The sequence below is a fragment of the Fusobacterium ulcerans ATCC 49185 genome (genome assembly GCF_900683735.1).
Classification (GTDB): Bacteria; Fusobacteriota; Fusobacteriia; order Fusobacteriales; family Fusobacteriaceae; genus Fusobacterium_A; species Fusobacterium_A ulcerans_A.
In genome coordinates this window covers 1,192,583-1,214,277 of record NZ_LR215979.1, presented here as the reverse complement: position 1 = coordinate 1,214,277, position 21,695 = coordinate 1,192,583, and the positions used below count along the sequence as shown (strand labels likewise).

General features: G+C 28.3%; 41 protein-coding genes and 1 pseudogene. 21 read left to right on the top strand and 21 right to left on the bottom strand.

Features of this window, described 5'->3' with window-relative positions; genetic code table 11:
• Window positions 1–9: 9 nt before the first annotated feature.
• From E0E45_RS05435 to E0E45_RS05395, 12 genes are all read right to left on the bottom strand, one after another.
• Complete coding sequence (locus E0E45_RS05435; RefSeq protein WP_232044064.1) at window positions 10–1,335, bottom strand: PBSX family phage terminase large subunit; 1,326 nt, start codon at window positions 1,333–1,335, stop codon at window positions 10–12.
• Window positions 1,325–2,080: a terminase small subunit gene (locus tag E0E45_RS05430; protein WP_130890237.1), complete on the bottom strand. Its 756-nt coding sequence runs from the start codon at window positions 2,078–2,080 to the stop codon at window positions 1,325–1,327. Before E0E45_RS05430 ends, E0E45_RS05435 begins: the two co-directional genes overlap by 11 nt.
• Before the next feature lie 27 nt (window positions 2,081–2,107).
• Window positions 2,108–3,004: a DNA adenine methylase gene (locus tag E0E45_RS05425; protein WP_130890236.1), complete on the bottom strand. Its 897-nt coding sequence runs from the start codon at window positions 3,002–3,004 to the stop codon at window positions 2,108–2,110.
• Between the two features lie 120 nt (window positions 3,005–3,124).
• Window positions 3,125–3,292, bottom strand: coding sequence for a hypothetical protein (locus tag E0E45_RS17635; RefSeq protein ID WP_172604157.1), 168 nt, complete (start codon window positions 3,290–3,292; stop codon window positions 3,125–3,127).
• Between the two features lie 18 nt (window positions 3,293–3,310).
• Window positions 3,311–3,487, bottom strand: a complete 177-nt coding sequence (locus tag E0E45_RS17630) for a hypothetical protein (RefSeq protein WP_172604156.1) — start codon at window positions 3,485–3,487, stop codon at window positions 3,311–3,313.
• A complete protein-coding gene (locus E0E45_RS05420; RefSeq protein ID WP_130890235.1) occupies window positions 3,487–3,849 on the bottom strand; it encodes a RusA family crossover junction endodeoxyribonuclease in 363 nt (120 codons plus the stop codon). Before E0E45_RS05420 ends, E0E45_RS17630 begins: the two co-directional genes overlap by 1 nt.
• 101 nt (window positions 3,850–3,950) lie before the next feature.
• Window positions 3,951–4,175 (bottom strand): hypothetical protein, encoded by a 225-nt coding sequence (locus E0E45_RS05415; RefSeq protein ID WP_130890234.1) that lies wholly within the window; start codon window positions 4,173–4,175, stop codon window positions 3,951–3,953.
• A gap of 115 nt (window positions 4,176–4,290) precedes the next feature.
• Complete coding sequence (locus tag E0E45_RS05410) at window positions 4,291–4,488, bottom strand: hypothetical protein (RefSeq protein ID WP_130890233.1); 198 nt, start codon at window positions 4,486–4,488, stop codon at window positions 4,291–4,293.
• A gap of 12 nt (window positions 4,489–4,500) precedes the next feature.
• Window positions 4,501–4,674 carry a hypothetical protein gene (locus tag E0E45_RS17625; protein ID WP_172604155.1) on the bottom strand — a complete coding sequence of 58 codons (174 nt, stop codon included), beginning with the start codon at window positions 4,672–4,674 and terminating at the stop codon, window positions 4,501–4,503.
• Entirely contained in the window at window positions 4,671–4,922 is a 252-nt protein-coding gene (locus E0E45_RS05405; RefSeq protein ID WP_130890232.1) for a hypothetical protein, read from the bottom strand. Before E0E45_RS05405 ends, E0E45_RS17625 begins: the two co-directional genes overlap by 4 nt.
• A 10-nt stretch (window positions 4,923–4,932) precedes the next feature.
• Window positions 4,933–5,592, bottom strand: coding sequence for a DUF6475 domain-containing protein (locus tag E0E45_RS05400; protein WP_130890231.1), 660 nt, complete (start codon window positions 5,590–5,592; stop codon window positions 4,933–4,935).
• Complete coding sequence (locus E0E45_RS05395) at window positions 5,592–6,380, bottom strand: helix-turn-helix domain-containing protein (RefSeq protein ID WP_130890230.1); 789 nt, start codon at window positions 6,378–6,380, stop codon at window positions 5,592–5,594. Before E0E45_RS05395 ends, E0E45_RS05400 begins: the two co-directional genes overlap by 1 nt.
• 364 nt (window positions 6,381–6,744) lie before the next feature.
• Between E0E45_RS05395 and E0E45_RS17620 the strand changes: the two genes are divergently transcribed.
• Entirely contained in the window at window positions 6,745–6,909 is a 165-nt protein-coding gene (locus tag E0E45_RS17620) for a hypothetical protein (protein ID WP_172604154.1), read from the top strand.
• Here E0E45_RS17620 and E0E45_RS18025 read toward each other — a convergent pair.
• Window positions 6,902–7,033: a hypothetical protein gene (locus tag E0E45_RS18025; RefSeq protein WP_269472034.1), complete on the bottom strand. Its 132-nt coding sequence runs from the start codon at window positions 7,031–7,033 to the stop codon at window positions 6,902–6,904. The genes E0E45_RS17620 and E0E45_RS18025 overlap by 8 nt on opposite strands.
• Window positions 7,034–7,129: 96 nt before the next feature.
• Here E0E45_RS18025 and E0E45_RS05390 point away from each other — a divergent pair, with 96 nt between their 5' ends.
• Window positions 7,130–7,531 (top strand): hypothetical protein, encoded by a 402-nt coding sequence (locus E0E45_RS05390; protein ID WP_130890229.1) that lies wholly within the window; start codon window positions 7,130–7,132, stop codon window positions 7,529–7,531.
• Here the strand turns inward: E0E45_RS05390 and E0E45_RS05385 are convergent.
• The 4 genes from E0E45_RS05385 to E0E45_RS05370 all read right to left on the bottom strand — a co-directional run bounded on the left by E0E45_RS05385 (window position 7,511) and on the right by E0E45_RS05370 (window position 8,947).
• The gene (locus tag E0E45_RS05385; protein WP_130890228.1) at window positions 7,511–7,693 is read right to left on the bottom strand and encodes a hypothetical protein; all 183 of its coding nucleotides are present in this window, start codon (window positions 7,691–7,693) and stop codon (window positions 7,511–7,513) included. The two genes, E0E45_RS05390 and E0E45_RS05385, sit on opposite strands and share 21 nt — an antisense overlap.
• Before the next feature lie 63 nt (window positions 7,694–7,756).
• Window positions 7,757–7,942 (bottom strand): hypothetical protein, encoded by a 186-nt coding sequence (locus tag E0E45_RS05380; RefSeq protein ID WP_130890227.1) that lies wholly within the window; start codon window positions 7,940–7,942, stop codon window positions 7,757–7,759.
• A gap of 128 nt (window positions 7,943–8,070) precedes the next feature.
• Entirely contained in the window at window positions 8,071–8,502 is a 432-nt protein-coding gene (locus E0E45_RS05375; protein WP_130890226.1) for an ImmA/IrrE family metallo-endopeptidase, read from the bottom strand.
• 13 nt (window positions 8,503–8,515) lie between these two features.
• The gene (locus tag E0E45_RS05370; protein ID WP_130890225.1) at window positions 8,516–8,947 is read right to left on the bottom strand and encodes a helix-turn-helix domain-containing protein; all 432 of its coding nucleotides are present in this window, start codon (window positions 8,945–8,947) and stop codon (window positions 8,516–8,518) included.
• Between the two features lie 247 nt (window positions 8,948–9,194).
• Between E0E45_RS05370 and E0E45_RS05365 the strand changes: the two genes are divergently transcribed.
• From E0E45_RS05365 to E0E45_RS05305, 18 genes are all read left to right on the top strand, one after another.
• Window positions 9,195–9,386 (top strand): hypothetical protein, encoded by a 192-nt coding sequence (locus E0E45_RS05365; RefSeq protein WP_130890224.1) that lies wholly within the window; start codon window positions 9,195–9,197, stop codon window positions 9,384–9,386.
• Window positions 9,387–9,519: 133 nt separating this feature from the next.
• Complete coding sequence (locus E0E45_RS17615; RefSeq protein WP_172604153.1) at window positions 9,520–9,789, top strand: hypothetical protein; 270 nt, start codon at window positions 9,520–9,522, stop codon at window positions 9,787–9,789.
• Window positions 9,789–9,989, top strand: coding sequence for a hypothetical protein (locus tag E0E45_RS05360; protein WP_130890223.1), 201 nt, complete (start codon window positions 9,789–9,791; stop codon window positions 9,987–9,989). The genes E0E45_RS17615 and E0E45_RS05360 overlap by 1 nt, the downstream gene beginning before the upstream one ends.
• Before the next feature lie 14 nt (window positions 9,990–10,003).
• Entirely contained in the window at window positions 10,004–10,675 is a 672-nt protein-coding gene (locus E0E45_RS05355; protein WP_130890222.1) for a pentapeptide repeat-containing protein, read from the top strand.
• Between the two features lie 352 nt (window positions 10,676–11,027).
• The gene (locus E0E45_RS05350) at window positions 11,028–11,273 is read left to right on the top strand and encodes a hypothetical protein (protein ID WP_130890221.1); all 246 of its coding nucleotides are present in this window, start codon (window positions 11,028–11,030) and stop codon (window positions 11,271–11,273) included.
• Between the two features lie 110 nt (window positions 11,274–11,383).
• Complete coding sequence (locus E0E45_RS17610) at window positions 11,384–11,557, top strand: hypothetical protein (RefSeq protein ID WP_172604152.1); 174 nt, start codon at window positions 11,384–11,386, stop codon at window positions 11,555–11,557.
• A gap of 11 nt (window positions 11,558–11,568) precedes the next feature.
• The gene (locus E0E45_RS05345) at window positions 11,569–11,886 is read left to right on the top strand and encodes a hypothetical protein (RefSeq protein ID WP_130890220.1); all 318 of its coding nucleotides are present in this window, start codon (window positions 11,569–11,571) and stop codon (window positions 11,884–11,886) included.
• An 8-nt stretch (window positions 11,887–11,894) separates the two neighbouring features.
• Window positions 11,895–12,707 (top strand): ERF family protein, encoded by an 813-nt coding sequence (locus tag E0E45_RS05340; protein WP_130890219.1) that lies wholly within the window; start codon window positions 11,895–11,897, stop codon window positions 12,705–12,707.
• Entirely contained in the window at window positions 12,707–13,276 is a 570-nt protein-coding gene (locus tag E0E45_RS05335; protein WP_130890218.1) for a 3'-5' exonuclease, read from the top strand. Before E0E45_RS05340 ends, E0E45_RS05335 begins: the two co-directional genes overlap by 1 nt.
• 1 nt (window position 13,277) lies before the next feature.
• The gene (locus E0E45_RS17605; RefSeq protein ID WP_172604151.1) at window positions 13,278–13,418 is read left to right on the top strand and encodes a hypothetical protein; all 141 of its coding nucleotides are present in this window, start codon (window positions 13,278–13,280) and stop codon (window positions 13,416–13,418) included.
• Window positions 13,415–13,582, top strand: a complete 168-nt coding sequence (locus E0E45_RS17600) for a hypothetical protein (RefSeq protein ID WP_172604150.1) — start codon at window positions 13,415–13,417, stop codon at window positions 13,580–13,582. The genes E0E45_RS17605 and E0E45_RS17600 overlap by 4 nt, the downstream gene beginning before the upstream one ends.
• Window positions 13,583–13,591: 9 nt before the next feature.
• Entirely contained in the window at window positions 13,592–13,759 is a 168-nt protein-coding gene (locus E0E45_RS17595) for a hypothetical protein (protein WP_172604149.1), read from the top strand.
• A gap of 75 nt (window positions 13,760–13,834) precedes the next feature.
• Window positions 13,835–14,545, top strand: a complete 711-nt coding sequence (locus tag E0E45_RS05330) for a DNA-methyltransferase (protein WP_172604148.1) — start codon at window positions 13,835–13,837, stop codon at window positions 14,543–14,545.
• A gap of 77 nt (window positions 14,546–14,622) precedes the next feature.
• Window positions 14,623–15,207, top strand: coding sequence for a hypothetical protein (locus E0E45_RS05325; RefSeq protein WP_130890216.1), 585 nt, complete (start codon window positions 14,623–14,625; stop codon window positions 15,205–15,207).
• 11 nt (window positions 15,208–15,218) lie between these two features.
• A complete protein-coding gene (locus E0E45_RS05320; protein WP_130890215.1) occupies window positions 15,219–15,578 on the top strand; it encodes a hypothetical protein in 360 nt (119 codons plus the stop codon).
• Window position 15,579: 1 nt separating this feature from the next.
• On the top strand, window positions 15,580–16,008 hold the full coding sequence (locus E0E45_RS05315) for a hypothetical protein (RefSeq protein ID WP_130890214.1): 429 nt from the start codon (window positions 15,580–15,582) through the stop codon (window positions 16,006–16,008).
• 90 nt (window positions 16,009–16,098) lie between these two features.
• Entirely contained in the window at window positions 16,099–17,505 is a 1,407-nt protein-coding gene (locus E0E45_RS05310; protein ID WP_130890213.1) for a recombinase family protein, read from the top strand.
• 353 nt (window positions 17,506–17,858) lie between these two features.
• Entirely contained in the window at window positions 17,859–18,479 is a 621-nt protein-coding gene (locus E0E45_RS05305; protein ID WP_130890212.1) for an NUDIX hydrolase N-terminal domain-containing protein, read from the top strand.
• Window positions 18,480–18,722: 243 nt separating this feature from the next.
• Here E0E45_RS05305 and E0E45_RS17830 read toward each other — a convergent pair whose 3' ends face one another.
• The 4 genes and pseudogenes from E0E45_RS17830 to E0E45_RS17765 form a co-directional block, all read right to left on the bottom strand.
• Window positions 18,723–18,905 carry a hypothetical protein gene (locus E0E45_RS17830; RefSeq protein ID WP_232044063.1) on the bottom strand — a complete coding sequence of 61 codons (183 nt, stop codon included), beginning with the start codon at window positions 18,903–18,905 and terminating at the stop codon, window positions 18,723–18,725.
• Between the two features lie 2 nt (window positions 18,906–18,907).
• Window positions 18,908–19,924, bottom strand: a complete 1,017-nt coding sequence (locus E0E45_RS05295; RefSeq protein WP_232044062.1) for a hypothetical protein — start codon at window positions 19,922–19,924, stop codon at window positions 18,908–18,910.
• 334 nt (window positions 19,925–20,258) lie between these two features.
• Entirely contained in the window at window positions 20,259–20,393 is a 135-nt protein-coding gene (locus E0E45_RS18020; protein WP_269472033.1) for a hypothetical protein, read from the bottom strand.
• A gap of 763 nt (window positions 20,394–21,156) precedes the next feature.
• Window positions 21,157–21,274: pseudogene (locus E0E45_RS17765) on the bottom strand (cold shock domain-containing protein); the annotation flags it as partial.
• A gap of 152 nt (window positions 21,275–21,426) precedes the next feature.
• On the opposite strand from E0E45_RS17765, the gene E0E45_RS05285 reads away from it, so the two are divergent.
• Window positions 21,427–21,681 (top strand): IS3 family transposase, encoded by a 255-nt coding sequence (locus tag E0E45_RS05285; RefSeq protein WP_420026340.1) that lies wholly within the window; start codon window positions 21,427–21,429, stop codon window positions 21,679–21,681.
• Window positions 21,682–21,695: the final 14 nt, after the last annotated feature.

The following is a 21,695-nucleotide window of genomic DNA, read 5'->3' as shown; positions in this document are numbered from 1 at the left end:
CCTCCTTCCTTATGTCCCTATTGGTTTCCCTGTAATAATAGCCCTAGATTTAATTATTAATGGTTCTACTGCATATCTCCAAGCATCCATAAGGTGATTGTAATTACCTATCGGTTCATTTAATGCTTTACCTGTTTTCTTATCTACTGCCCATACATAATTTTTTATCTCCATGATGAAGTTCTGACATTTGGGATGAATATATACTTTATATCCCTGTAAATACTGTATTCCAAAATTTACGCTATCTCTTCCTTTCTCTGCTTCAATTATATTTGGTAGTCCATTTCTTGCCATCCATTTAATAGATTTTGGCTCTGCACCATCTGCTATTATCTTTTCTTTTGAGTATCCCTTATAAGTAAGAATTCTTATTATATCTTCATTGAACATGGCCTTTTCATAATGTTCATCAAAAATATACATTTCTTTTCTAATTTCATCCACTATACAGGCTACAAAGGCACTAGGATCATTGGTAAATCCAAAGTCTAAACCAAAAGCAGCTTGCAGAATCCTACCAGATTTTAACAATTCTTTTAAATTAAATTCTAAAATCTCCCATCTATAGTAAACAGTTCCTTCACATATTCCCCAGTCTCCATTTCCTTCTACAGAGAATCTTTTTGGATTTTCCTGTTCCATTACCTTGAAAACTTTTTTATCTGCTTCATCTAAGAATTCATTAGCTCTAAAATTTGTAGTAATTGCCAATATATCTTCTGTATGTTTATGTATTGCTAAACCCTTACTTAAAAGATTTTCTTTATCCTCTACTCCATCTTTAAAAAAGCGTTCATTCATCCAGTGTGTTTCTGCCCAAGGGTTAAAAGTACAGGTAATTTGCTTGAATAGATGTTCTGGTACTGCTCCCCTAATAGATAAGTCAATCTTATTAAAATCATCCTCATTTTCTATCTGGTAAGCTTCCTCAAACCAGCACCAACAAAGATATCCTGTACTTACTGTTATAGATGTTAACTTTAAGGGATCATCTAGTCCTCTAAAAATAATCTTTTGCCCTGTTGGAATATATGTCATTTCCATGGGAGAAACGGTACATTTCCAGAGATGTCCTACTTTTAATCTTCTTATTGCTATCTGTAACTGTGCAAAGGTGCTTCCTCTTTGTGTGTCAAACACTTTCCTTACTACAAGTAGATTACTTTCTGGTAGTTTCATAAGCCTATAAATAAAGTTTAAAGCTGTTGTATAGCTTTTCTTGCTTCCTCTTCCACCTTTTACTACTCTATATCTGCCTTTATAGTTCCAAAATGTTTTATATCTTTTTCCTATTATTTCTGGTAAATTAACGTCTACATAATTAGTCTTCAAGGTCATCACTACCTTTAAACACTGGTGTTTCATTCTTAGATTTATTTTTATCTTGATATACTGGATCAAGTCCTACCCATTTTGTCAAAGCGTCTAAAGATTTACATTTCTCTATAAGTTCTATCTCCACAGTCCTTCTTTCTTCTGTTTCTGTTATCTTTAGCTTTTTAATTAAGCTTCCATCTGTTTCTGATAAAGGTTTTAAGCTTCCGTTTTCCTCAAAATACTCATTTATGTCCGAAAAAGCCACTTGAACGTGACGATTAAGAATCTTTTCTTGGGAGATAAGGAAATCTTGTTTTTGCTGCTCTTTTAATTTCCCTAAATATTTTTTTATGCTAGGATTTTCTAGGAGACGATATACATCAACTCTTGCATAACTTGGACTATATTCTGCCTTTATAGCTGCCTGAAAAGCATTCAAAGATTGCATATAATAATGACAGAAAAGTCTTTGCTTATCAGTCAATCCGTCCTCTTCATCTACCCATTCATAGCCTTTATCTTCATTGGAAACCAATTCTTTTTTCTCTTCTTTTGGTTTTGTAGTACTACACTTTTTATTTTGTTGTACTACATTCTTTTTTTCTTCTGTATTACATTCCCATTTATCCCTATATTTCCAAGTTGCTACTTTCTTTTCATCTATTCCTAAGATATTTGCTATCTCTCTATTTGTAATATCTTTGTTATTTAGATATAACTCCTTCGCTTTATCCCTTGCTGGATCTCTTATCCTTGCCACATCACCACCTCTTTTAATTATTTTTTTCTATTTTATTAAACAGAACCATTCCAATCTGTCTGTTACTTTCCCAAAAGTTTGGAATTTATAAATTTTCTCTGAAAATTCTGCATTTTTAAAATTTTTCTCTATAAGCTTTTTTAGATTATTTTCTGCACTTCCAAATATTAGGAATACATTATTTTTATTTAGATTATTTTCTATAAACTTTATTAGTCTATCATCATCTTTTAATCCCCACTCTTTTCCTCCGTCTCCTGCATATCCATACCCGACAAAATTTTGTTCTTTATCTAGTTTTGTCTTTTGGATATATGGAGGATCTAAAAATATAAAACTATCTTTATATTCCCAAGTCTCATCAAATTCTTTAAAATGTACCTTTAGTTTTTTAATTCCATCAATGTACCCTTTAAATTTCTCTGCCTTTGCTATGCTATAGAAAGTATTGGAAAGACTTTCCCCTTTTCCACCAAACCCCATTAATGCTTTTAGAATTTCCTTTTCATCTTCAGAAAATTCTTTATTTTCTACATTGTTATCTATCTTTTTACCACAGCAAGGGCAAACATTCTGGAATATACTTTTAAATTTTATATTTATTTCGTCGAATTTTGCTCTGTTTGTATCATAAAGGCTTCTAGAACTTTTAAAATCTATTTGCCCACATACATATGTTAACGCTCTTTCATAAAGCTTAAATACATCCTTATGCTTTATAAGAGCCTCTATTTTACAATCTTTAACATTTGCTTCTACATTCAAATCTGAAAACTCTACCTTTAAATTTACTGGTACTTCCATAGCTCCAGCGAATAAATCTATAAAGTTTTCTCTTTTATTCTCTATAAATACTTCTTTTATTTCTTTATAAAATCGCCCTTTGCTTCCCATATAAGGGAAGGGAACTTTTATTTTGCTCATTTTTCCTCCTAAAAACAAAAAAAGGAGCGAAAAACAAACCATATAGTTTCCTACATAGTTAGTTCTTGGCTCCTTTAATGTTGCTTGGTACCTTCAATTTATTTAATTTCTTAAATTATACTATTCTTTTTTATTGTTTGCAAGGCTTATTAGTGTTTTTTCTCCACATTTACAGGTTATTTCTATTCCTTCCCCTTGCACTATTATAGACTTACCCTTTAAATACAAATTTTTCTCTGTTTTTATGTTTGCTAAAAATCTTCTGCACTTTCTACAAAGGTATATCATGTACTTATACCTCCTGTATTATATTGTGTGTAATTTTTCTGCTTCAATCTCTATAATTTCCCCTACATTTTTAACCTCTTCATACTTCGCATCAACTCCCAAGTATCTATGCTGTTCCTCTATTTTTTTCTTATCTCCAGAAATGTATGTAGTTGTTTTATTCCCATTTTCATATTTAAAATAATATATTTTCATCATACCTCCTGCACTCTTAATATGAAGTTGTCCTCTTTCTCTCCTATATTCTTTTCTATGTTTAACTTTATAATCTGGCTGTCATCTTCCCACAATATCCCTGTAAGACTGTCTAGTATCCCCTTACAGTAATTATCTATATCCCTTTTAGTTTTACCTTTAAAATTTAATATAAGTTCTACAGCAAGAGGTTCACTACTTAATTTTTTATTTTTTTGGGTTCTCATAAAATTTTTTACATCTCTTTTAAAAGCTGTCCCTTTTTCAGAAAGATGTATATTTTTTCCAGATCTCCGCCAGTAAGTATTTACTGTTGGAGGCCTAAAAGGTATTAGGTATTCTTGTTTTATTCCTTGTCCCACTTCTCCATCTCCTCAAATGCCTTGTCTATTAATTTGTATGCTGCCATAAACAACATTATTATCATTACTCCTGTTATTATTATTACTTTCATCTTTCCCTCCTAGAAAAGATATGCTATCGCTCTTCTTAATAGCCCCTTTTCTCTATTTAATTTTATTTTGTTTAAATTATAGAGTATTTCTCTGCACTCTTTACCTGTTAATCTGCTAGTATCTTTTAAATCTATTTCTAATTCTGCTGCTAAATTTCTAACCTCTACTCTTAAAAAGTCTGTCTGGCTTATAAATTTTCTTTCTCTTTTTACTTCTAATTTTTGTTGTCCCATGTTTTTTCCTCCTATTTTTTAGCTCTATAATAATAACTCCCTGGTATTCCTTGTGTTTGTCCTGTTCTTTCCAGTATAGGAAAAGGCACACACAGGCTAAACATTTCCATTAAGTTCATTCTTTCACCTCTATAAAAATAACATCTTCCCTATCACTCCTGAGATGTTTCTGACATTCACCAGCTATATCCGGACTAAGACAGTTGCTCGCAAACCAGTATAAACAGCCATAACAATAATCCGTTGCACCCCTCACGCACTTTATCTTTGTCTTGTTATTGCTTTCAAATATCTCTCCTATTTTTCTTTCCATCTATTTCCTCTCTTAACCCAAATATAATATCAACAGACTTAATATTGAAAATAATGCAAAATCTATTTCAGCCATTATGAATCCTGTTACAAAAGCAATACATGCTGTTATTATTACATTTTCACCAGCTTTCATTCCCTTATCTACTAAACGATATATTATTAATCCCAGTAAAAAATATCTCACTTTACTATCACCTCAAAGTTTCCTATCTTCTCTTTTACAATCTTTTCTATTTCTTCCATAGGGCAATCTATAGACAAGGTTTGGCAAAATTCTTTTTTATGCTTTATTCTTGTTTCTCCTGCTCTTTCTACGATATAAAGTTCATAAAATTTAAGGTTATCTATCTTTATAAGATGGAGAAAAGCAAAGTATTTTTTATTTGCATATTTTTTTATTATTTCGGTTTCTAATTTTGCTTTTAAATCCATATGCTCCTCCTCATGCTATACACTCTTTTTTTAAGCCATTTACTAGATATTCTATAGCTGCTACCCCATCTTCATTTTTAGGTTTATTTTCTAATCTCTCAATTTTTTGTTGGTAGCTTAATATCCACTTTTTAGCCTTTTCTTCATTTCCTATATATTTAATCGTCTTATCATCTGCTTTTCCTTCCAACATTAGTGGGATATCTGCGTTTTTTCTGGTTGCATAAGCTTTATATAGCTTTGGAAAATCCCATTTTAAAAGATTTTCAAATTCTTCCATACTTGTCATACCAAATTTTATCCACCCCCCAAAATCTCTTATTACAAGATGGATTATAGGGTCATCAAATATCACTGTCATATAAGTTCCTACGCTGTTTATAGCCTTTTTTACTTTGTTTCTAGCTATTGCTACCCTTATATCTAAGTCCTCTTCTCTTGTTTCTAAACAATATTTTCTTATATCTCCAGGAGATGGGATATTAGCATAAGGTCTTTCTCTTAACATTGTCTTTATTCCAGTAACAAATTTTTCATCTGGAATATCATCTAGTAAGACTTTATATATATTTAGTTGCTCTGGTGTAAGTTCTACAGCAGCAACTCCTTTTGTAACTCTATTTACTTCCTGTATCATGTCCATACCAAGCATAAAATTTACATTTTCCATTATTTCACCTCTCCCCTTTCATAAGCTTCAAGCCATTGCTTGGTGTAACTTTTTCCAGCTGCCGTTTTATTGCTTACATTTTCCTTATAGCTAGTTATTTTTTTAGGAAATACCCCTTGGTACTGATTGGAAATTGTATTATTAATACTGTCTATTAGATGGATTTCATCTATAAAGTCTTTTCCCAATTGGTTTAGTAGGGCTTTTATAACAGTGTAGGTTTTTATAGGTTTCTTAATTTCTTTTCTGTAATCTACAAATTCGATTAATTTATTTTTAAGATTATCTGTTATATTTGTTTCCTGTATCTTATTTTTTATCTCAATAGTTACATCAGATTTTTTAGACTTCGATTTTTCTTTTATATTTTCTTTATTATATTTACCTGTATTATTAATACCTGTATTATTCTCTCTCGCCTTTTCCGAAGGGGGTAATTCGATATCTCGAAGGGGGTCTTCGGTTTTTCGAACAGGGTCTTCGAGTTCTCGAAGGGGTTTAGCAGAAAGATTCTTTACTCTTATAATTCTAGCTCTTATCTCCTTAGAACCTTCTTTATATATGTAATTTATTTCTATAAAGCCTTTTTTCTCTAAAGATTTTATAATCTCACTGCATCTACTTTTAGACAGGTCGAAAAAATCTGCAAAATAATCATTTCCAGCATAGCAGCCTTTTTCATTGTTCAAACTATCTATCTCTACCAGAAATAATTTTTCTTGCATTGTAAGTTCTTTGGATAACCACACTTCTCTTGGTATCCATATGCCTTTAAAATCTCTTTCCATATTTTCCTCCTCATATGAGAGGGTTAAGTGCCAGTTAATCCTCTCTATTTTTATTTTGTACCTACCCACCACAATGAAGATTAACTGGCTCCAGAGTGGAGAGCAGATATAAAACAAAAATATATGTTAATAAATAGAGCTATAAAGGATGGCTGATAAAAAGGGGAGTTTTCACCTCCATCAAAATTTTTTTATTTTTCTTCTTTATAGCTCTACAAGGCTTTGTTATAGATAAAATTTTTTATTTTTTTAGCCTTGTCAGAACACACATTTTTTGTGTGCTCTAATAAAGATAAAATCTTGTCTTTAATCCTCCAAAAAGTTATAATATATTTGCCATCATATATAGAAAGGAGGATTAAAAATGACTAAAAGTAATAAAGAATTAGCTGTAGATATTGCTTTAAAATATATCGAAGCTACTGGAACTGAAGGTAAAGCTATAGTAAAACCAGATATTTTACTTGATATAATTAAAAAAACTTACAAAACACTTGAAGAATTAGATAAAACAAAAGACTCTAAATAATTTCATCCTTCTCTTCAATTAAGGTTGTAACCATTTTAACGATTTTTTCTTTTTCAAAGTGGTTACAACCTTTTAATATTTCAGCTACTTCACTAACTTTTTGCATAATTTCTTTTTCTCCCATTCTCTCACCTCCTTTTCTAGTCTATAAACTTGTTTTTTACTCTACAAAAAGTTATAATATTAATGCCACAAAATATTATTAAAAAGGAGAAATTAAATGTTTAAAGATAGTTCAGAATTTGAATTAAGCACAATAGACTATGAAATTTTAAATTTTATAAATAAGCATGGAAAAATTCATAAAACTAAAATTTTAAAAAAATTTCCTGAACATATTTTTTCTACTGAACACAGAATAAAAACTTTAAGCTTTGAACCTGTTCGCTTTGTACTTGAAAATTATGAAGAACTTAAAGAGAAAGATGAATATCATAGACCTAAAATTAAATATTTAGAAACTTATTCTCTTACTGATAAAGGTTTGAAAGAGCTTTCTAATTATAAGAAAATATCTAAAGAAGAAAAGACAAAAACTTTCAAAACCTCATTTTTATATCCTGCTATTGCTACTGCTATAACTTATATTATATGTAATTTACTAGAGAAATATTTTAAATAATAACCTCATAATTATTGTTGTAGCTATTGATACTAGAATCGGGGTCATTGTTGGGTGTTTTTGTGCAAAAATCCAAAAAGAATAGTTAGCCCTTTTATTTTTGCCATTGTTGTTTCTTATTTTCTCTTTCATCTTTTCCCTTCTCTGTTTATCCTTTTCCACTCCCTCACCTCTTTTTTTAACTCTACTTTTTTTGCAATATTGCAAAAAAATATTCAAAAAAAATTATAATTTAAATAATTCCTTTGCTTTTTTTATTATAGCCTCTCTTTTATTAGGATTTTCTAATGCAAGTTTTAGCCCCCATCTGCTTTTGTATCCTAATTTTAGAGGAAGTTCTTTTTCTAATTTTATACCTTTTAAGCAAGCTAATGCTTTAAGGTCATTATAGTTATTTATAGTTATTTTCATTTTTCTTCCTCCTCTCTTAATATATAATAGCATTTTATTTGCGTAAACGCAATAAAAAAAATAAAAGCTTATCATAAATGACAAGCTTAACAATACTATTTTATTTCTTTTCTTTGCAATTAAATGCCTTAAAAAGTAAATTTGCTATTAAGTTTTAAACTTTTTAACTCTTCTAATACTTTAATATTTAGTTTAACTTCATACAAATATTCATACTCCATTTCTTCATCAATTAAAAGTTCAGCAGCAAATTTATTTGCCTCATATTCCCAGATAGAACTTTTTGGAAGTAAATGATGTTCTTTCATAAAGTTTATTTCTTTTGAAGTGTGCAGTAGAGCATGACCCAGTTCATGAGCTAATACAACTTTTAAGCTAAATTCATCTAATTTTTCATTTAAAACTATTATCTTTTTACCTACACTCTTTTTATAATATCCTTTTATTTCTCCTAAATCTCTATACATAATATCTATCTTTAAATATTTACAAAGAAGAAAAGGATTTCTTGTTTCCCATTTTTTTATTAGGTTGCTAACCCTTCTAGGAATATTTATCATTCCCCACTCTCCCCTATTTTTTTCTTTTATTTAAATACTTTGCTCTATAAAAAACATCTTGTAAAGAATCAAATAATTTTTGTTTATCTTCTTCTGTTATTTTTTCGTCATTAAAAAAAAGTGTTGCCTCTGACATAAAATCTTCGTACTGCTTTATCTCTCTTTTTGTTAATTTTGCCATACGTGGATCCATTTCATTATCCAAATATCCCAACTCTTTAAATATTTTAACATAATCTAAGTTATTTACTTTACATAGACCTCTTAAATATTTAGGATTCATATTTTTTACTGTTCCAGCTTCATATCTAGAAATATTACTAACATCTAGTTCTATGTCTAAATCTTTTTTTAACATAAGCTGCACATCTTCAAGACTGTACCCGTTTTCTTTTCTTTTCTCTCTTAATAAATTTCCTATTTTTTTATTCAAATCTTCAGTCATTTCCAATCCTTTCTTAAATTTTAATTTTATATTATAATTATAATATTTTTTTTGCGAAAACACAAAAAAATATATTGCAAATACGCAAATTATATGTTATAATTTTATTATAGAAATTAGAAACACTCAATAAACCTATTTTTTTTAACAAATTATTTGCAATATCGCAAAAATATTTATTGGAATAATAGAAGTCTCGCTTAATTGCCTAAAAAATATAGCAAGATAAATACAGGAGGATAGAATTATGAAAAAAGCTTTAAGTACTGAAATAGTGGAAATAGCAAAAGTTAGATTTGAAATTAAAGATGATTCCATTCTAATGCCCAGCAGAATAATTGAAGAGTACTGGACATTAGATGGGAGAATGGTGGGAAAGATAGACCCTTTAGATGATTATTTAGCTATTAAAGAAGCTGTAAAGAAGGAACAAGTATGATGGTAAAAGAAATATTACATTTATTAAATATAGTTTTATCACTTATTGATGTCTTAGCATTTTCAATTCTTGATGGTACTTATTTAAAAAGGGGGCTCCTAGTCTTGGTAGTTTTAGTTCATTTGACAGTTTTATGGCTTCTTCTAATAAAGATACAGTAAGTAAACAAAATATTTCTTTACTTTCCTTATGTCACGGAACTGGTAAACAAATAAAGGGAAATGAAGAAATGTTGAAGGTGGGAGAGAGCTATATAAAGATTGAAACATTGCAAAAATTACTTCTTTATGTAGGAAGAGATATACAAATATTTGCAGATGGTAAAAAAGAAACTCCTTTATTCTTTAAAAATGATATTGCTTATGGATTAGTAGCAAGTTGTAGGTATAAGGAGGCTAAATAATGAAAACAAGCACAATGGCAATGATGTTAATTTTAATGATAGAAGACTTAAAGCTTCAAGATAGATGTTCTAACTATAGTGACACTTGGGAAAACACAAAGGAGATTTTTCTAAAAGAAGCAGAAAAAGGAGAAAGTAATCCTATTTTCTGGGAAAGTTTGGAAAATATGGCTAAAGCTATAAAAGAGTTTACTAAATAAAAGGAGTGGTTTAAATGACAGAATTAGAATTAAAAGAGATTTTAGAAAAACATAAAAAATGGTTGAATAGTGAAGTTGGAGGGGAAAAGGCTGATCTAAGAGGGACTGATCTAAGAGGGGCTAATCTAAGATGGGCTGATCTAAGTGAGGCTAATCTAAGAGGGGCTAATCTAAGATGGGCTGATCTAAGTGAGGCTAATCTAAGAGGGGCTGATCTAAGTGAGGCTAATCTAAGAGGGGCTGTTCTAAGTGAGGCTGATCTAAGAGGGGCTAATCTAAGAGGGGCTAATCTAAGATGGGCTGATCTAAGAGGGGCTAATCTAGAAGTAGTACCAACTTATAATGAAGGAACTTGCTTTTATGCTTTACAGTGTCCTGAAGAAGGTAGCTTTATAGGTTTTAAAAAATGTAGAGAAGATAGAATAGTAAAAATATTGATAACTGAGGATGCTCTAAGAAGTTCTGCGACTACAAGAAAATGCAGAGCTAGTAAAGTTAAGGTGCTTGAAATATTGTCTATAGATAAAAAAGAAAGTTTTGAAAGAGCTGTAAGTAAACAAGATGCAGATTTCGAATATATAGTTGGGGAAACGATTGAAATAAAAGATTTTGATGAAGATAGATGGAATGAATGTAGTTCTGGAATACATTTCTTTATAACTAGAGGAGAAGCTGAACAATATTAGGAGGGAATTTATGGAAACTTTTAAATACTGGTTAGCATTATTCCTTATAGAATTAATAGTAGCATATACATTTTTAGAGGTGATGGGAAGATGAATATTTCTAAAATAGCTTTATACCTAATCCCAATACCAATAGTAATAAAAATAATTTTATATTTTACAGAATAAAAAGGGGGAATGATTTATGAAAAAGAAAATAGACAACAATTTATATAAAACACTTGCTGAACTATTTAGAATAACTGATGAAGAGGCAAGAAATGGTGGGTTGATATAATGGAAAGATTTGTTTTACTAGGTTTAGCATGGATAGGAATATATATGTTTGTCTTATGGGTAGCTGGGAGGTAACATGAGTATAAAAATTTCTGAACTAAAAAAAATGTGTGACTGGCTGCTTCTAAACTATGGTGATGGAGAAGTAGGGAGCTTGTATATAGGAAAGAAAGGTGATAAATTCTACGACCCTATAAACGATTGTAACTTTTCTCCAGAAGAACAAAAATTTATTCTAATAACTAATAAAAATGAAAAAGATAAAAAAGTAGATAGCAAGCATATTATAAAGCTAAAAGAACAGTTAAAAATAAATGATTAAGTTTTTATAGGTTTTCCAATAACAGTTTGGAGAACTTATTAAGAACTTAATACAAGCGAAGTTGTAACAGGCAACTGCAACCTGTTAAGAAAGTGTAAAAGGGGGAAAAAATGAAAGCTTGGAATAAGAAAAGACAACCTAAACATACTACAAAAGTTAAATGGCAGGAAGGAATTTGGAGATATGAAGCTATTTATAAACATTCTAAAAGTGAAGGTTTAACTGATGAAATATTTGGTACTGATAAATTTAAAGCATATCACACAAATAATTATATTAATTAGGAGGGATAAAGATGGAAATTGTAAATATAACAACAGCAAATTATACAACAAATATAATTTCTATCCTAATAAAATATAACTCTGGTAAAACTGGAAGTGTAGATATAGGAAATGGAGAAGTAAGAAATTCCACTCTTCCAGAAGGAGTTAAAAATAAAATAATATCTCTTATAGCAAAAGATAGTTATAAATGGTTAAAAGCTAAATATAAGCGAGTGACAGAAGAAGAGAAACAAGAAGATGATCCTGATTGCTGTTTAAGAGATTATACAAGAGAAAAAGAGCTATTAAAAAGAATACACAATGAATTAAAGATTTTATATACATAGGAGGAGTTATGAGCATATATAAAAAAATAGCTGAAGCAAGGGTAAAGCTACAGGATAGCAAACTTACCAAAAGTGGATTTAATAAATTTGCAAATTTTAAATATTATGAATTGGCAGACTTCTTACCTTCTTTAAATAGAATAAATTTAGAACTTGGAATTTGCACCAAGTTTGAATTAGATACTGCAGGAGAAAAAGCGATACTAAACATCTTTGATTTTGATAAACCAGAAGAAAAAGTAATATTTGATATTCCATATGTTCCAAGTAAAGTGCAGGGAGCAACAGATATACAGAATCTTGGTGGAACTATAACATATCTTAGAAGATATTTATTTTTGGTAGCCTTCGAGATTACAGATGGTGATGTTATAGATGCACAAGACCCAGATAAACCAAAAGTTCCTGAAGAAAATAAACCACAAAAAGATAAACCAGCTACACAAAATCAACTAACTAAAATCTTCGCTACTGCTGGAGAATTAAAAATAGGAAAAAGTGATTTAGAATGTGTTATTTTTAAAGATTACAATGTTAAAAGTATGAAAGAACTTACAATAACACAAGCAAATAAAATTATAGAAAATATGAAAACTATTGCTGAAGGAATTGAAAAAAGGAAGGAAGAATGTATAAAAGCGATAACTGCTTTGGAAATGGATGAGGAACTTATTACAATTATGGAACGAGATAATATTAAAAATCTTCCAGATTCTACCTTTACAATATGTAAAAAAGTTTATAAAGAGCTAAAAACAATAAAAGAACAGAAAGATAAAGAAAACAAACCAGAAGGAACCGAAGGAGGAGAAGCAAAATAATGAAAATACTATATCTTGATACAGAAACAACTGGAATAACTGCCAATTCGGCGGTTATCCAGTTTGCAGGAATTATAGAAATAGATGGAGAGGTTAAAGAAGAATTTAATATTAAATGCAAGCCTCATGTTAATGCCGATATAAGTGAGAAAGCTTTAGAGGTAACAGGAATGACATTGGATATTATAAATAGCTACCAAGAACCTAGAGAAGCACTCTGGGAAATGGAAAGTATCTTTGAAAAATACTGTAGCAAGTTTGACAGAAATGACAAATATATCTTAGTTGGACAGAATATAAAATTTGACTTCCAGAAGCTTTATGAATTTTACACAAGACTTGGTAATAAGTATCTGGGAAGCTGGATAAATTTTAAATTAACATTTGATACTCTAGCTGTAATACAAGCCCTGCAATTAGTAGATAAACTACCAATATTGGAAAATAACAAGCTTATAACATGGTGTAATTTCTTTGGCATTGAACTGGAAAATGCACATGACGCACTAGCAGATATTAAAGCTACTAGGGAACTAGCAAAAATCTTAATAAAGATATTGGAGGGATAATATGCACTCTATTTTAAAAGGAACAGAAACAATTGTTATAGCTAAAAACAAAGAGGTAATAAATAAAATCTTAAAGGGAATAGAAAAGTATTACAAACCAGAAAGAAAAATAAAATTTAAGCTTGTAGGAGAGGACAAATGAAAGAACTTATATATAAAGTAGAAATAACACTTGTAGCAACAGATACAGGAATGAGTGCTGCCGCTTCTGCAAATTTTGACCTAGATCCTATTCTTGCAGATGAAATAAACCGAAAAATAGCACATTACATTTGTAATGGACCTGATAATAAATCTATAAATTAGGAGGAAAATATGAATTTTAAATGGAAAATTTTAAGATTTGAAGATAAAGAAATAATTGGTTCTATTACAGGAATAGACGAAGCTAGAGAAATCCTTGATGGTTTAAATGGAAACGGAAAGAAAAACTATGGACTTATAAGAGAACCTATATATGGAGGAGGATATGAAAAAAATTAAAAAATATGGAAATATCTATAATAATTATACAGGAATTAGATTATCGCTTTGGGAATGGTTAAAAAGGAGATTAAAATGATAACTTTAATACATGGAGATGCTATTGAAGAACTAAAAAAAATTAAAATAAAAGTAGATTGTATTATAGCAGATATACCACAAGGTATAACTAGAAATAAATGGGATATTCCTTTTAACTTAGAAAAATTATGGCTGTCTATAGAAAAGATAGTAGATAATAACACTCCTATAATATTGATGTCAAACCAGCCTTACACAAGCATTTTAATTTCTAGTAATATCAAAAATTATAAATATAGCTGGTATTGGAAAAAGGGAAGAGGAAGAGGACATCTTAATGCTAAAAAACAGCCTTTGCGAGATATAGAGGAAATATGTGTATTTTATAAAAAGCAATGCTACTATAGCCCGATTATGAAAAAAGGAATTAAGCCACATAAAGTAGGCAAAGCATTAGGAACAAACAAAAATATAGGAACTACTTATAATAATTTTAAAAGAACGGACAGAGAAAGCAATCTGAAGTATCCAAAACAACTTTTAGAATTTAAAGAACCACATCCTGCAGTGTATAGTACTCAAAAACCTGTGGAGTTATTAGAATATCTATTAAAAACTTATACAAAAGAAGGAGATATAGTTTTAGACTTTTGTATGGGTAGTGGAACTACTGGAGTAGCTTGTAAAAAGCTAAACAGAAATTTTATAGGGATAGATAAATCTCTAGAAGCTTTAGAAATAGCTAAAAATAGATTAGAGTGGTGATCTAATGCAAGTAGAAATATACAATGGAATAGACGCAGAAAAACCAATTGATATCATTTTAATTTTAGGAGGAGCAAATGACTAAACCAGAACTAGCAAAAAGAATAAGCCAATTAAAACAAGGTGAGATTATACGAATAAATGATAATACAGGAGTTGAACTTGTAGTAACAAAGCAAGATTATAACAGTTATGACCTTGATGTTTGGTATGATGGAGGCTTAGAAGATTCAATCACAAAACTTACATTAACCAAATTATTTGAGCAATTCGACAGATTAGACCTATACTATGATAATGAAACAGGGATAGAATATATAGTTAAAGTGGAGGAAGCAATAATGAATAAAGCTAATTTAGATATGAATATGTTTACCATGGAATTTGGAAAGATGGATGTGTCTACAGGTGAACATTTTGATAAAGTTTATGAGGAATACAATGAACTTGATGAAGCTTTTGAAATATATGATTATAAAGAAGCGGAAGGTTATACAACAAATGAAGAAGATAGAAAAAATCTATCTAATGAAGCTCTTGATATGGTACAAGCCTCTATAAGCTTTGTATCACATTTAATTGAAAATGATATTATGTCCAATAAAGATATAGAAGCTTGGAAAATAAAGCTAGAGGATAGAAAGAGAAAATATTTGAAGTAGGTGAGAGATGAATGATGAAATTACAAGAAGATGTAAGAGAATTAATGTTTTTATTTAGACAAAGCTTTATAAATCATAATTGTGAATTAATCCTTGTTCCTAAAATTAATTTATATTTTGGATTAAAAGACATAAATACTAAAAGAGATTTAGATAAAAAAATGATTCACTGGGTATCTAGATCATGTACAAAATCAAACAAATACTGGAACAAATATATTACAGAAAAATTTAATAAATATTTTAAGAGAGAATTTACTGAAAAAGAACTGGAATTAATTTATGCGAGATTAGGAAATGAGGTCAATAAAGAACTAACTGAAAAGTTTTTAGATAGTGGTTTAAATTTGGAAGTGTTGAGGGAGGACTAAAATGAAAAATAAAAAATATGATAAAGAATATTGCTGGGCTTTTAAAGAAGATGAACGTTTTAATAATGGAGAAAAAACTATTATAGATACTTTGAAAGAGGCTTTTAATACAGCATCAGAAAGTAATTTTGAAAATGATGTTTTGATAGTAAGAATTGGAGAAAAAAGATATTATAATGATAATTCCACTTTAGATTTTGATGATGTTCTTGAAAGAATGAAAGACTGTGCTTGGGATGAAGCGGGCGAAATAGCTGAAGGATATCTTGAGTGTTCAAAAGAAGATTTAGAATGGGCTCAAGAAAAGTTTTTAAACCTGTGGAAACAGTTTAAAAAGAGAACAAAAAATGAAAGACCTTTTTATTTCGCTGAAAATATAGAAGAATACAAACTAGATATAAATGGTAATATTATTTTAGAAAATATATAGTTAAGGAGGTAGGGAAGATGATATATAAAAATGAAATAATTGAGCTTTTATATAAAATAAGAAATAAACAGTTACAAAGAGAGGCAACAAATGGAGAAATTGAAAGCAGTAGCATATTGTAGAGTATCCACAATAATGCAAGAAGAGGGGAGAAGTCTTGAATTTCAAATAAAAAAGTGTCAAGATTATTGTGAGTTCCAGAATTATGAATTGATTGAAATAATACAAGATGTTGAATCTGGTGGAAATGATGATAGAGAAGGATTTTTGGAGTTGAGAGAAAAAGTTAGGGCAAAAGCTTTTGATGTGTTGGTTGTATTTGAAAGTTCAAGAATATCTCGTGTTACATTAACAATGTTAAATTTTGTTTTAGAACTCCAAAAAAGCAATATTCATTTTGTGAGTATATCTCAACCAGAACTTAATACAACTACTCCAACAGGTATGTTATTTTTTACTATACAAGCTACATTATCTGAATATGAAAGAAAACAAATATCTGTGAGAGTAAAAAGCAATAAGTGGGCAAGAGCAAAAGCTGGTATATGGCAAGGTGGAAAATTACCTTTAGGTTATAAAAAAGACCCTGAAAATAATAATGTTATTTTAATAGATGAAGATAATGCTTTATTTGTTCAAAATATATTTTCATATTATTTAAAAACTCAAAGCCTTGCAAAAACTGCAAAAGAATTTGGGAAACATATGGAGAGTTTAAAATGGATTTTGACAAATACCTTTTATACAGGTATTTTTAGATATGGTAAAAAAGAAAATAATATTAACACTGGAATAGTTAAAATAAATGAAGATTATCAGTATTTTGAAGGTTTCCATCCTCCCATTATTGATAATGAAACCTTTAATAAAGTCCAAGATCTGATTGTTAAAAATAAAAAAAATAGACCTGCTAGTTATAGACTTTTATTTGCAGGATTAGTTTATTGTTCTTGTGGTGGAAAATATCATAGTTCTTTTGGTGGTGGTGGTTATAATTATAGATGTGAAAAATGTAAAAAAAACATATCTGCTAAAAAACTTGAACAAGCTATTCTAGACAAAATATTTTTAATGACTGAACTAGAAGAATTAAATAATAATGATTCACAAAATGAAAAGTATCAAGAAGAAATAAAATTACTGAAAAAAATAATAGCTAAAGACAAAAAAGAAAAAGAAAAAAATTTACTACTTTTTAAAAATGAAATTATAAATATTGAAGAATTAAAAAAAGAAATGGATAAAATATCTAATTCTATCATATCAAAAGAAAAAGAAATAAAAGAATTGGAAAAATTAATATCTAATAATAAATTAAATTTTGAAAAAAGCAATAACCTTAATTTATTAAAAGAAGTTGTAAAAAATATGGAAAATGAAGATAGAGAAGAGCTGAATAAACTTTTTAAACTTTTAATAGATAAAATTTTAATCCTTAACAAAAATGAAATAAATGTGTATAATAAAGAAATAAAAATAAGTATAAATATCAAATAGAGGGTTTATTGATAGCTCCCACCTAGGCACCAGACATAGCCCCACTATTGAAATATAGTAGCTATGAAAATTATATATATGTTAGCAATGCCTCTGGATCAAATGGTCTGAGGCCTTTTTTATTTAAAATATTTTTTTTATAATTGATACTAAAAAAAGAGAAAAAATTAATCTTCTCTTTTTAAATATAGGCTTACCCTTTCAAAGTCCTTTAAAATCAATTTTATAAAGCCTTTTTTAATTTTATTTTTTCTTGAGATTTTTTTCATTATTTAGAAATAATCCATAGAAAAGTTTATTTTTAAATGTTATAATTTGACAAAAATATATCTTTAATTTAATAGAGGTGAGTTATGAATTCAGAAGAAAAATGGTTGAAATGGGCTATGGAATTACAAAGTCTTGCACAAGCAGGCTTAACCTATAGTAAGGATCCTTATGATAAAGAAAGATACAATCAAATAAGAGATATCTCTGCTGAAATACTAGCATATAAATCTGATATTTCTGTTGAAAAAGTAAAAGATTTATTTTGTAATGAAGTAGGATATCAAACTCCAAAACTTGATACTAGGGCTGCTATTTTTGAAAATGGAAAAATTCTTCTTGTAAAAGAAAATAATGGAAAATGGTCATTACCTGGTGGTTGGGTTGATGTAAATGTCTCAGTCAAAGAAAATGTAATTAAAGAAGTTAAAGAAGAATCTGGATTAGACGTATCTGCTGATAAAATTATTGCAATTCAAGATAGAGCAAAACATAATTTACCATTGTATCCTTATGGAGTATGTAAAATCTTTGTTCTTTGCTCCATTCTAGGTGGAGAATTTGAAAAAAATATTGAAACCACAGAATTTCAATATTTTGATAAAGATAAATTACCTGACCTTGCAACAGAAAAAAATACTGTAGAACAAATTGCAATGTGTTTTGAAGCATATCAAAACAATTGCTGGATAACAGTTTTTGACTAAATAAATTTCCCATATTTAAATAAAAAAAGGAACATTAAAATAATTATAAATATACATAATATAAAACTTTTCCTCAAATATGTTTTTATATGGATAGCAAAAAGGAGCTTCCTTTCCAGAGGCTCCTTTTTCATCTTTTCAAATTCTACCTGTAGACTTATATAAGTAAATCATAACTATTGCTACTATTATAAAAATTATTCTTTTGCTCCATGAGCCTTCCATCAAATCTCCAGTTACCTTCTAAGCAAGTTCTAAAAATGCCCAAAATACTATTACTCCAAATAAAAAAAATAGAAATAAGAAAAAATCTTGTATTCCTAAAGGTACAAAAATTCCTGAAGTTATATATGCCCAAATTATAAAAGCAATAAATAACAATACTGCTGGAAGAAAATATTTTAATAAAAATATCTTTTTTTTCATTTCTATTCTCCTTTTTTAATTTCTGTTTTGATAGCTTCTTTTGTTGTATATGTGTCTGGCAATATATTTGCGAAATCTCCTAATAATGCTTTTAAAGTTGTAACACCATATTCTCTATATGGAACTGATTTTGTACTCCAAGTACTTACTGCTACATCTTTAAATTTGATTTTATAATACATTTTATTCTCTCCACTCTGTGGAACTAATCCTTTTAAGCCTTGGTATGATTTATTTATAGATTCATATAGTGTCAAGATAGATAAAGCTAAGTTTATATTATTATATGTATCTATTCCTATATTTTTATTTATATTAATTTTTGAACTTCTTCTTTCTAAAAAATCAACAAAAATTTCTCCTAATGGTTGATAAACCCAATCTCTAGTCATATTAAAGCTTCCCATTTTTTCAGGCTCTTTTTTCATAACAAAGGTAACATCTGCCATGAACTCACTTATCATTCCTGTACTGTGTGCTATAAAAAAGAAAGTTACTACTCCACTTGCAGTAGTTAGGGTAGTAGTCCCAACTTTCCCTAGTAACCCAATTCCTCCAAGACCATTCATTCCACTTAAAAAAGAATTATTCATTGTTTCTCTGAAACTAAATTCTTGTGGCATAATTATCATATCACCTGTTACTCCTTTAAGAGTAACCATTCTTACATATGCCCCATCTCTATTTATTTTTCTATGTTCTCTTAGAATAAAATGGAATCTATACCCTTTAGCATTATCATAAGTTTCATGGTAAGCAGATAAATAACCCTCAAATATCAAGTGCCTAAGAACATAACCATTTCTTGATATTTTAATTTCAATATCTCTCAAAGATTCTTTAGATGTTCCAGTAATCATGCTCCATTTATTTAACTTCATAATCTCTGCAAGATTCTTTTCATCTTCTCCTCTCAAATATCCAGTTATAATAAATATTCCTTTTTTAAGAAACATTTTTATATTAGAAAAATCTATCTGCTTTAGTTCTATTTCTTCATCATTAACTTTAGATTTCATACAATTTCTGTTTTTATTGCTTCATCTTCATAGTGATACAATTCCATAAAATCTCCCCTTTATTAAAATAGTTTTAATATATAAAATATTATACCATATAAATTTACTATTTAGTTTTTGATAAAATTATAGAGATACAATATAATTCTTTGTTACGTTTTTATTTTATACAAAAAATCTTAACAAAAATTTTTCTTGACTTTTTACCTACTTAAAGGTTTATAATTTAATTGTTTTCCGAACAATATATAAATATAGATAAAAGGAATCTCTTTCTCCGAAAGGCCTCTTTTTCATGTTATCTGTTTCTTATATTCCTTAAACTATTTTGAATTTATTTATTACTTTTATCTAATTTCTCCAACCCATCTTCAAGTTTATTTAATATTTTATGTACTTCTTTTTCTCCTCCTGAAACTGCTTCTGTAACTAAAAAATCTTTTTTCTTCTGAAGACACAGCTCCTGCAAAAACAATATATAAAACTAACAAATATTTTTTCATAAAATCTTCCCTTTTTGTAATAAAATTAATCTTTAAAATATATTTTAGGCAAACAATATTTTCATCTTTATTCCATTATATTAATGTGCTATACTAAATCTAAAAAGGAGTAATATGTCAAAAAAATTTAACATTTTTATTTTTAGTATTGGAATTTTATTGGTTGCTTTTAGTATTTTTTTGGATTTCTTTACAACTTTTCATTTGCCTTTTATAAGAAAATATATATCTTTCTTATTCTATCTATCAATTACTTTTTATTGTTTAAATGATAAAAAATTTACTTTAAAATATTTTTTTTATTATCTTATAATCTCTATTTATATTAATTTTTTACTTGGCAATACTATTTTTCATATTCTTTTCAATGTTCTTTTTTCTAATTATTTTATAATTTGTGAAAAGTTTTTTACCATTGTAACTATTGGTTTCAGTGCTAGTTTACTAAATTCTTTTTTATATAATTATTTTAAACTTAAATCATATTCTAATTCTAATATAAAATAAACATATAAAATCAAAGCAGAGAGATTATTCCCTCTGCTTATCTTTTCTATATCTTCTACACTACTCTAATACCAATTTAAGCAGGTATTCTCAGCATAGCTGTATTTTCCAGTATAGATAAAATTTTTTTGAATATTAAAAAGGACTAAGCTAGCTTAGTCCTGATTTTCAATATAATTATCTAGTTGTTATGTTAGAAGCTTGAGGCCCTTTTCGACCTTATGTTACTTCATAAGTAACTTCTTCATTTTCTTCTAAACTTTTAAATCCATCTTTTTGAATTTGAGAATAGTAAACAAAAACCTTTGTCTTGGTTAAACCATTTAATTGTACCTTTTATTTGTTACCTTCATAAATATATTTTTAATGATAAAATCTATCATTTCAACAAATTCTAAAAATGTTAGATCAAGATTTTTTAAGAATTTCAAATAATAGCAATTTAATATTGCACTTAGATCAAGGATGGCATATTAGTTAAAACAATATCAAATAAAATTAAAACATAAAGGAATTAGACAAAGTATGTCTAGAAAAGGAAATTGTTTAGATAACACAGTTATGGAAAACTTTTTTGGAATACTGAAAATAGAAATATTTTATGGGAAAAAGTTTAATTTTAAACCAAAAGATAATTTAAAAAAAGTAATAGAAAAATACAGAGAATATTACAATACCAAAAGAATAAAAATAAAATTAAAAGGATTATTTCCAGTAGAATACCAAAAACAATCCTTAGTAACTTAATTAAAATTTATATT

Excerpts from the sequence above, each read along its gene's own strand:
- E0E45_RS05425 (WP_130890236.1), bottom strand. The coding sequence starts at position 3,004 with ATGAGCAAAATAAAAGTTCCCTTCCCTTATATGGGAAGCAAAGGGCGA.
- E0E45_RS17635 (WP_172604157.1), bottom strand. The coding sequence starts at position 3,292 with ATGATATACCTTTGTAGAAAGTGCAGAAGATTTTTAGCAAACATAAAA.
- E0E45_RS17630 (WP_172604156.1), bottom strand. The coding sequence starts at position 3,487 with ATGAAAATATATTATTTTAAATATGAAAATGGGAATAAAACAACTACA.
- E0E45_RS05415 (WP_130890234.1), bottom strand. The coding sequence starts at position 4,175 with ATGGGACAACAAAAATTAGAAGTAAAAAGAGAAAGAAAATTTATAAGC.
- E0E45_RS05410 (WP_130890233.1), bottom strand. The coding sequence starts at position 4,488 with ATGGAAAGAAAAATAGGAGAGATATTTGAAAGCAATAACAAGACAAAG.
- E0E45_RS05405 (WP_130890232.1), bottom strand. The coding sequence starts at position 4,922 with ATGGATTTAAAAGCAAAATTAGAAACCGAAATAATAAAAAAATATGCA.
- E0E45_RS05400 (WP_130890231.1), bottom strand. The coding sequence starts at position 5,592 with ATGGAAAATGTAAATTTTATGCTTGGTATGGACATGATACAGGAAGTA.
- E0E45_RS05395 (WP_130890230.1), bottom strand. The coding sequence starts at position 6,380 with ATGGAAAGAGATTTTAAAGGCATATGGATACCAAGAGAAGTGTGGTTA.
- E0E45_RS17620 (WP_172604154.1), top strand. The coding sequence starts at position 6,745 with ATGACTAAAAGTAATAAAGAATTAGCTGTAGATATTGCTTTAAAATAT.
- E0E45_RS18025 (WP_269472034.1), bottom strand. The coding sequence starts at position 7,033 with ATGGGAGAAAAAGAAATTATGCAAAAAGTTAGTGAAGTAGCTGAAATA.
- E0E45_RS05390 (WP_130890229.1), top strand. The coding sequence starts at position 7,130 with ATGTTTAAAGATAGTTCAGAATTTGAATTAAGCACAATAGACTATGAA.
- E0E45_RS05380 (WP_130890227.1), bottom strand. The coding sequence starts at position 7,942 with ATGAAAATAACTATAAATAACTATAATGACCTTAAAGCATTAGCTTGC.
- E0E45_RS05375 (WP_130890226.1), bottom strand. The coding sequence starts at position 8,502 with ATGATAAATATTCCTAGAAGGGTTAGCAACCTAATAAAAAAATGGGAA.
- E0E45_RS05370 (WP_130890225.1), bottom strand. The coding sequence starts at position 8,947 with ATGACTGAAGATTTGAATAAAAAAATAGGAAATTTATTAAGAGAGAAA.
- E0E45_RS05365 (WP_130890224.1), top strand. The coding sequence starts at position 9,195 with ATGAAAAAAGCTTTAAGTACTGAAATAGTGGAAATAGCAAAAGTTAGA.
- E0E45_RS17615 (WP_172604153.1), top strand. The coding sequence starts at position 9,520 with ATGGCTTCTTCTAATAAAGATACAGTAAGTAAACAAAATATTTCTTTA.
- E0E45_RS05360 (WP_130890223.1), top strand. The coding sequence starts at position 9,789 with ATGAAAACAAGCACAATGGCAATGATGTTAATTTTAATGATAGAAGAC.
- E0E45_RS05355 (WP_130890222.1), top strand. The coding sequence starts at position 10,004 with ATGACAGAATTAGAATTAAAAGAGATTTTAGAAAAACATAAAAAATGG.
- E0E45_RS05350 (WP_130890221.1), top strand. The coding sequence starts at position 11,028 with ATGAGTATAAAAATTTCTGAACTAAAAAAAATGTGTGACTGGCTGCTT.
- E0E45_RS17610 (WP_172604152.1), top strand. The coding sequence starts at position 11,384 with ATGAAAGCTTGGAATAAGAAAAGACAACCTAAACATACTACAAAAGTT.
- E0E45_RS05345 (WP_130890220.1), top strand. The coding sequence starts at position 11,569 with ATGGAAATTGTAAATATAACAACAGCAAATTATACAACAAATATAATT.
- E0E45_RS05340 (WP_130890219.1), top strand. The coding sequence starts at position 11,895 with ATGAGCATATATAAAAAAATAGCTGAAGCAAGGGTAAAGCTACAGGAT.
- E0E45_RS05335 (WP_130890218.1), top strand. The coding sequence starts at position 12,707 with ATGAAAATACTATATCTTGATACAGAAACAACTGGAATAACTGCCAAT.
- E0E45_RS17605 (WP_172604151.1), top strand. The coding sequence starts at position 13,278 with ATGCACTCTATTTTAAAAGGAACAGAAACAATTGTTATAGCTAAAAAC.
- E0E45_RS17600 (WP_172604150.1), top strand. The coding sequence starts at position 13,415 with ATGAAAGAACTTATATATAAAGTAGAAATAACACTTGTAGCAACAGAT.
- E0E45_RS17595 (WP_172604149.1), top strand. The coding sequence starts at position 13,592 with ATGAATTTTAAATGGAAAATTTTAAGATTTGAAGATAAAGAAATAATT.
- E0E45_RS05330 (WP_172604148.1), top strand. The coding sequence starts at position 13,835 with ATGATAACTTTAATACATGGAGATGCTATTGAAGAACTAAAAAAAATT.
- E0E45_RS05325 (WP_130890216.1), top strand. The coding sequence starts at position 14,623 with ATGACTAAACCAGAACTAGCAAAAAGAATAAGCCAATTAAAACAAGGT.
- E0E45_RS05320 (WP_130890215.1), top strand. The coding sequence starts at position 15,219 with ATGATGAAATTACAAGAAGATGTAAGAGAATTAATGTTTTTATTTAGA.
- E0E45_RS05315 (WP_130890214.1), top strand. The coding sequence starts at position 15,580 with ATGAAAAATAAAAAATATGATAAAGAATATTGCTGGGCTTTTAAAGAA.
- E0E45_RS05310 (WP_130890213.1), top strand. The coding sequence starts at position 16,099 with ATGGAGAAATTGAAAGCAGTAGCATATTGTAGAGTATCCACAATAATG.
- E0E45_RS05305 (WP_130890212.1), top strand. The coding sequence starts at position 17,859 with ATGAATTCAGAAGAAAAATGGTTGAAATGGGCTATGGAATTACAAAGT.
- E0E45_RS17830 (WP_232044063.1), bottom strand. The coding sequence starts at position 18,905 with ATGAAAAAAAAGATATTTTTATTAAAATATTTTCTTCCAGCAGTATTG.
- E0E45_RS05295 (WP_232044062.1), bottom strand. The coding sequence starts at position 19,924 with ATGAAATCTAAAGTTAATGATGAAGAAATAGAACTAAAGCAGATAGAT.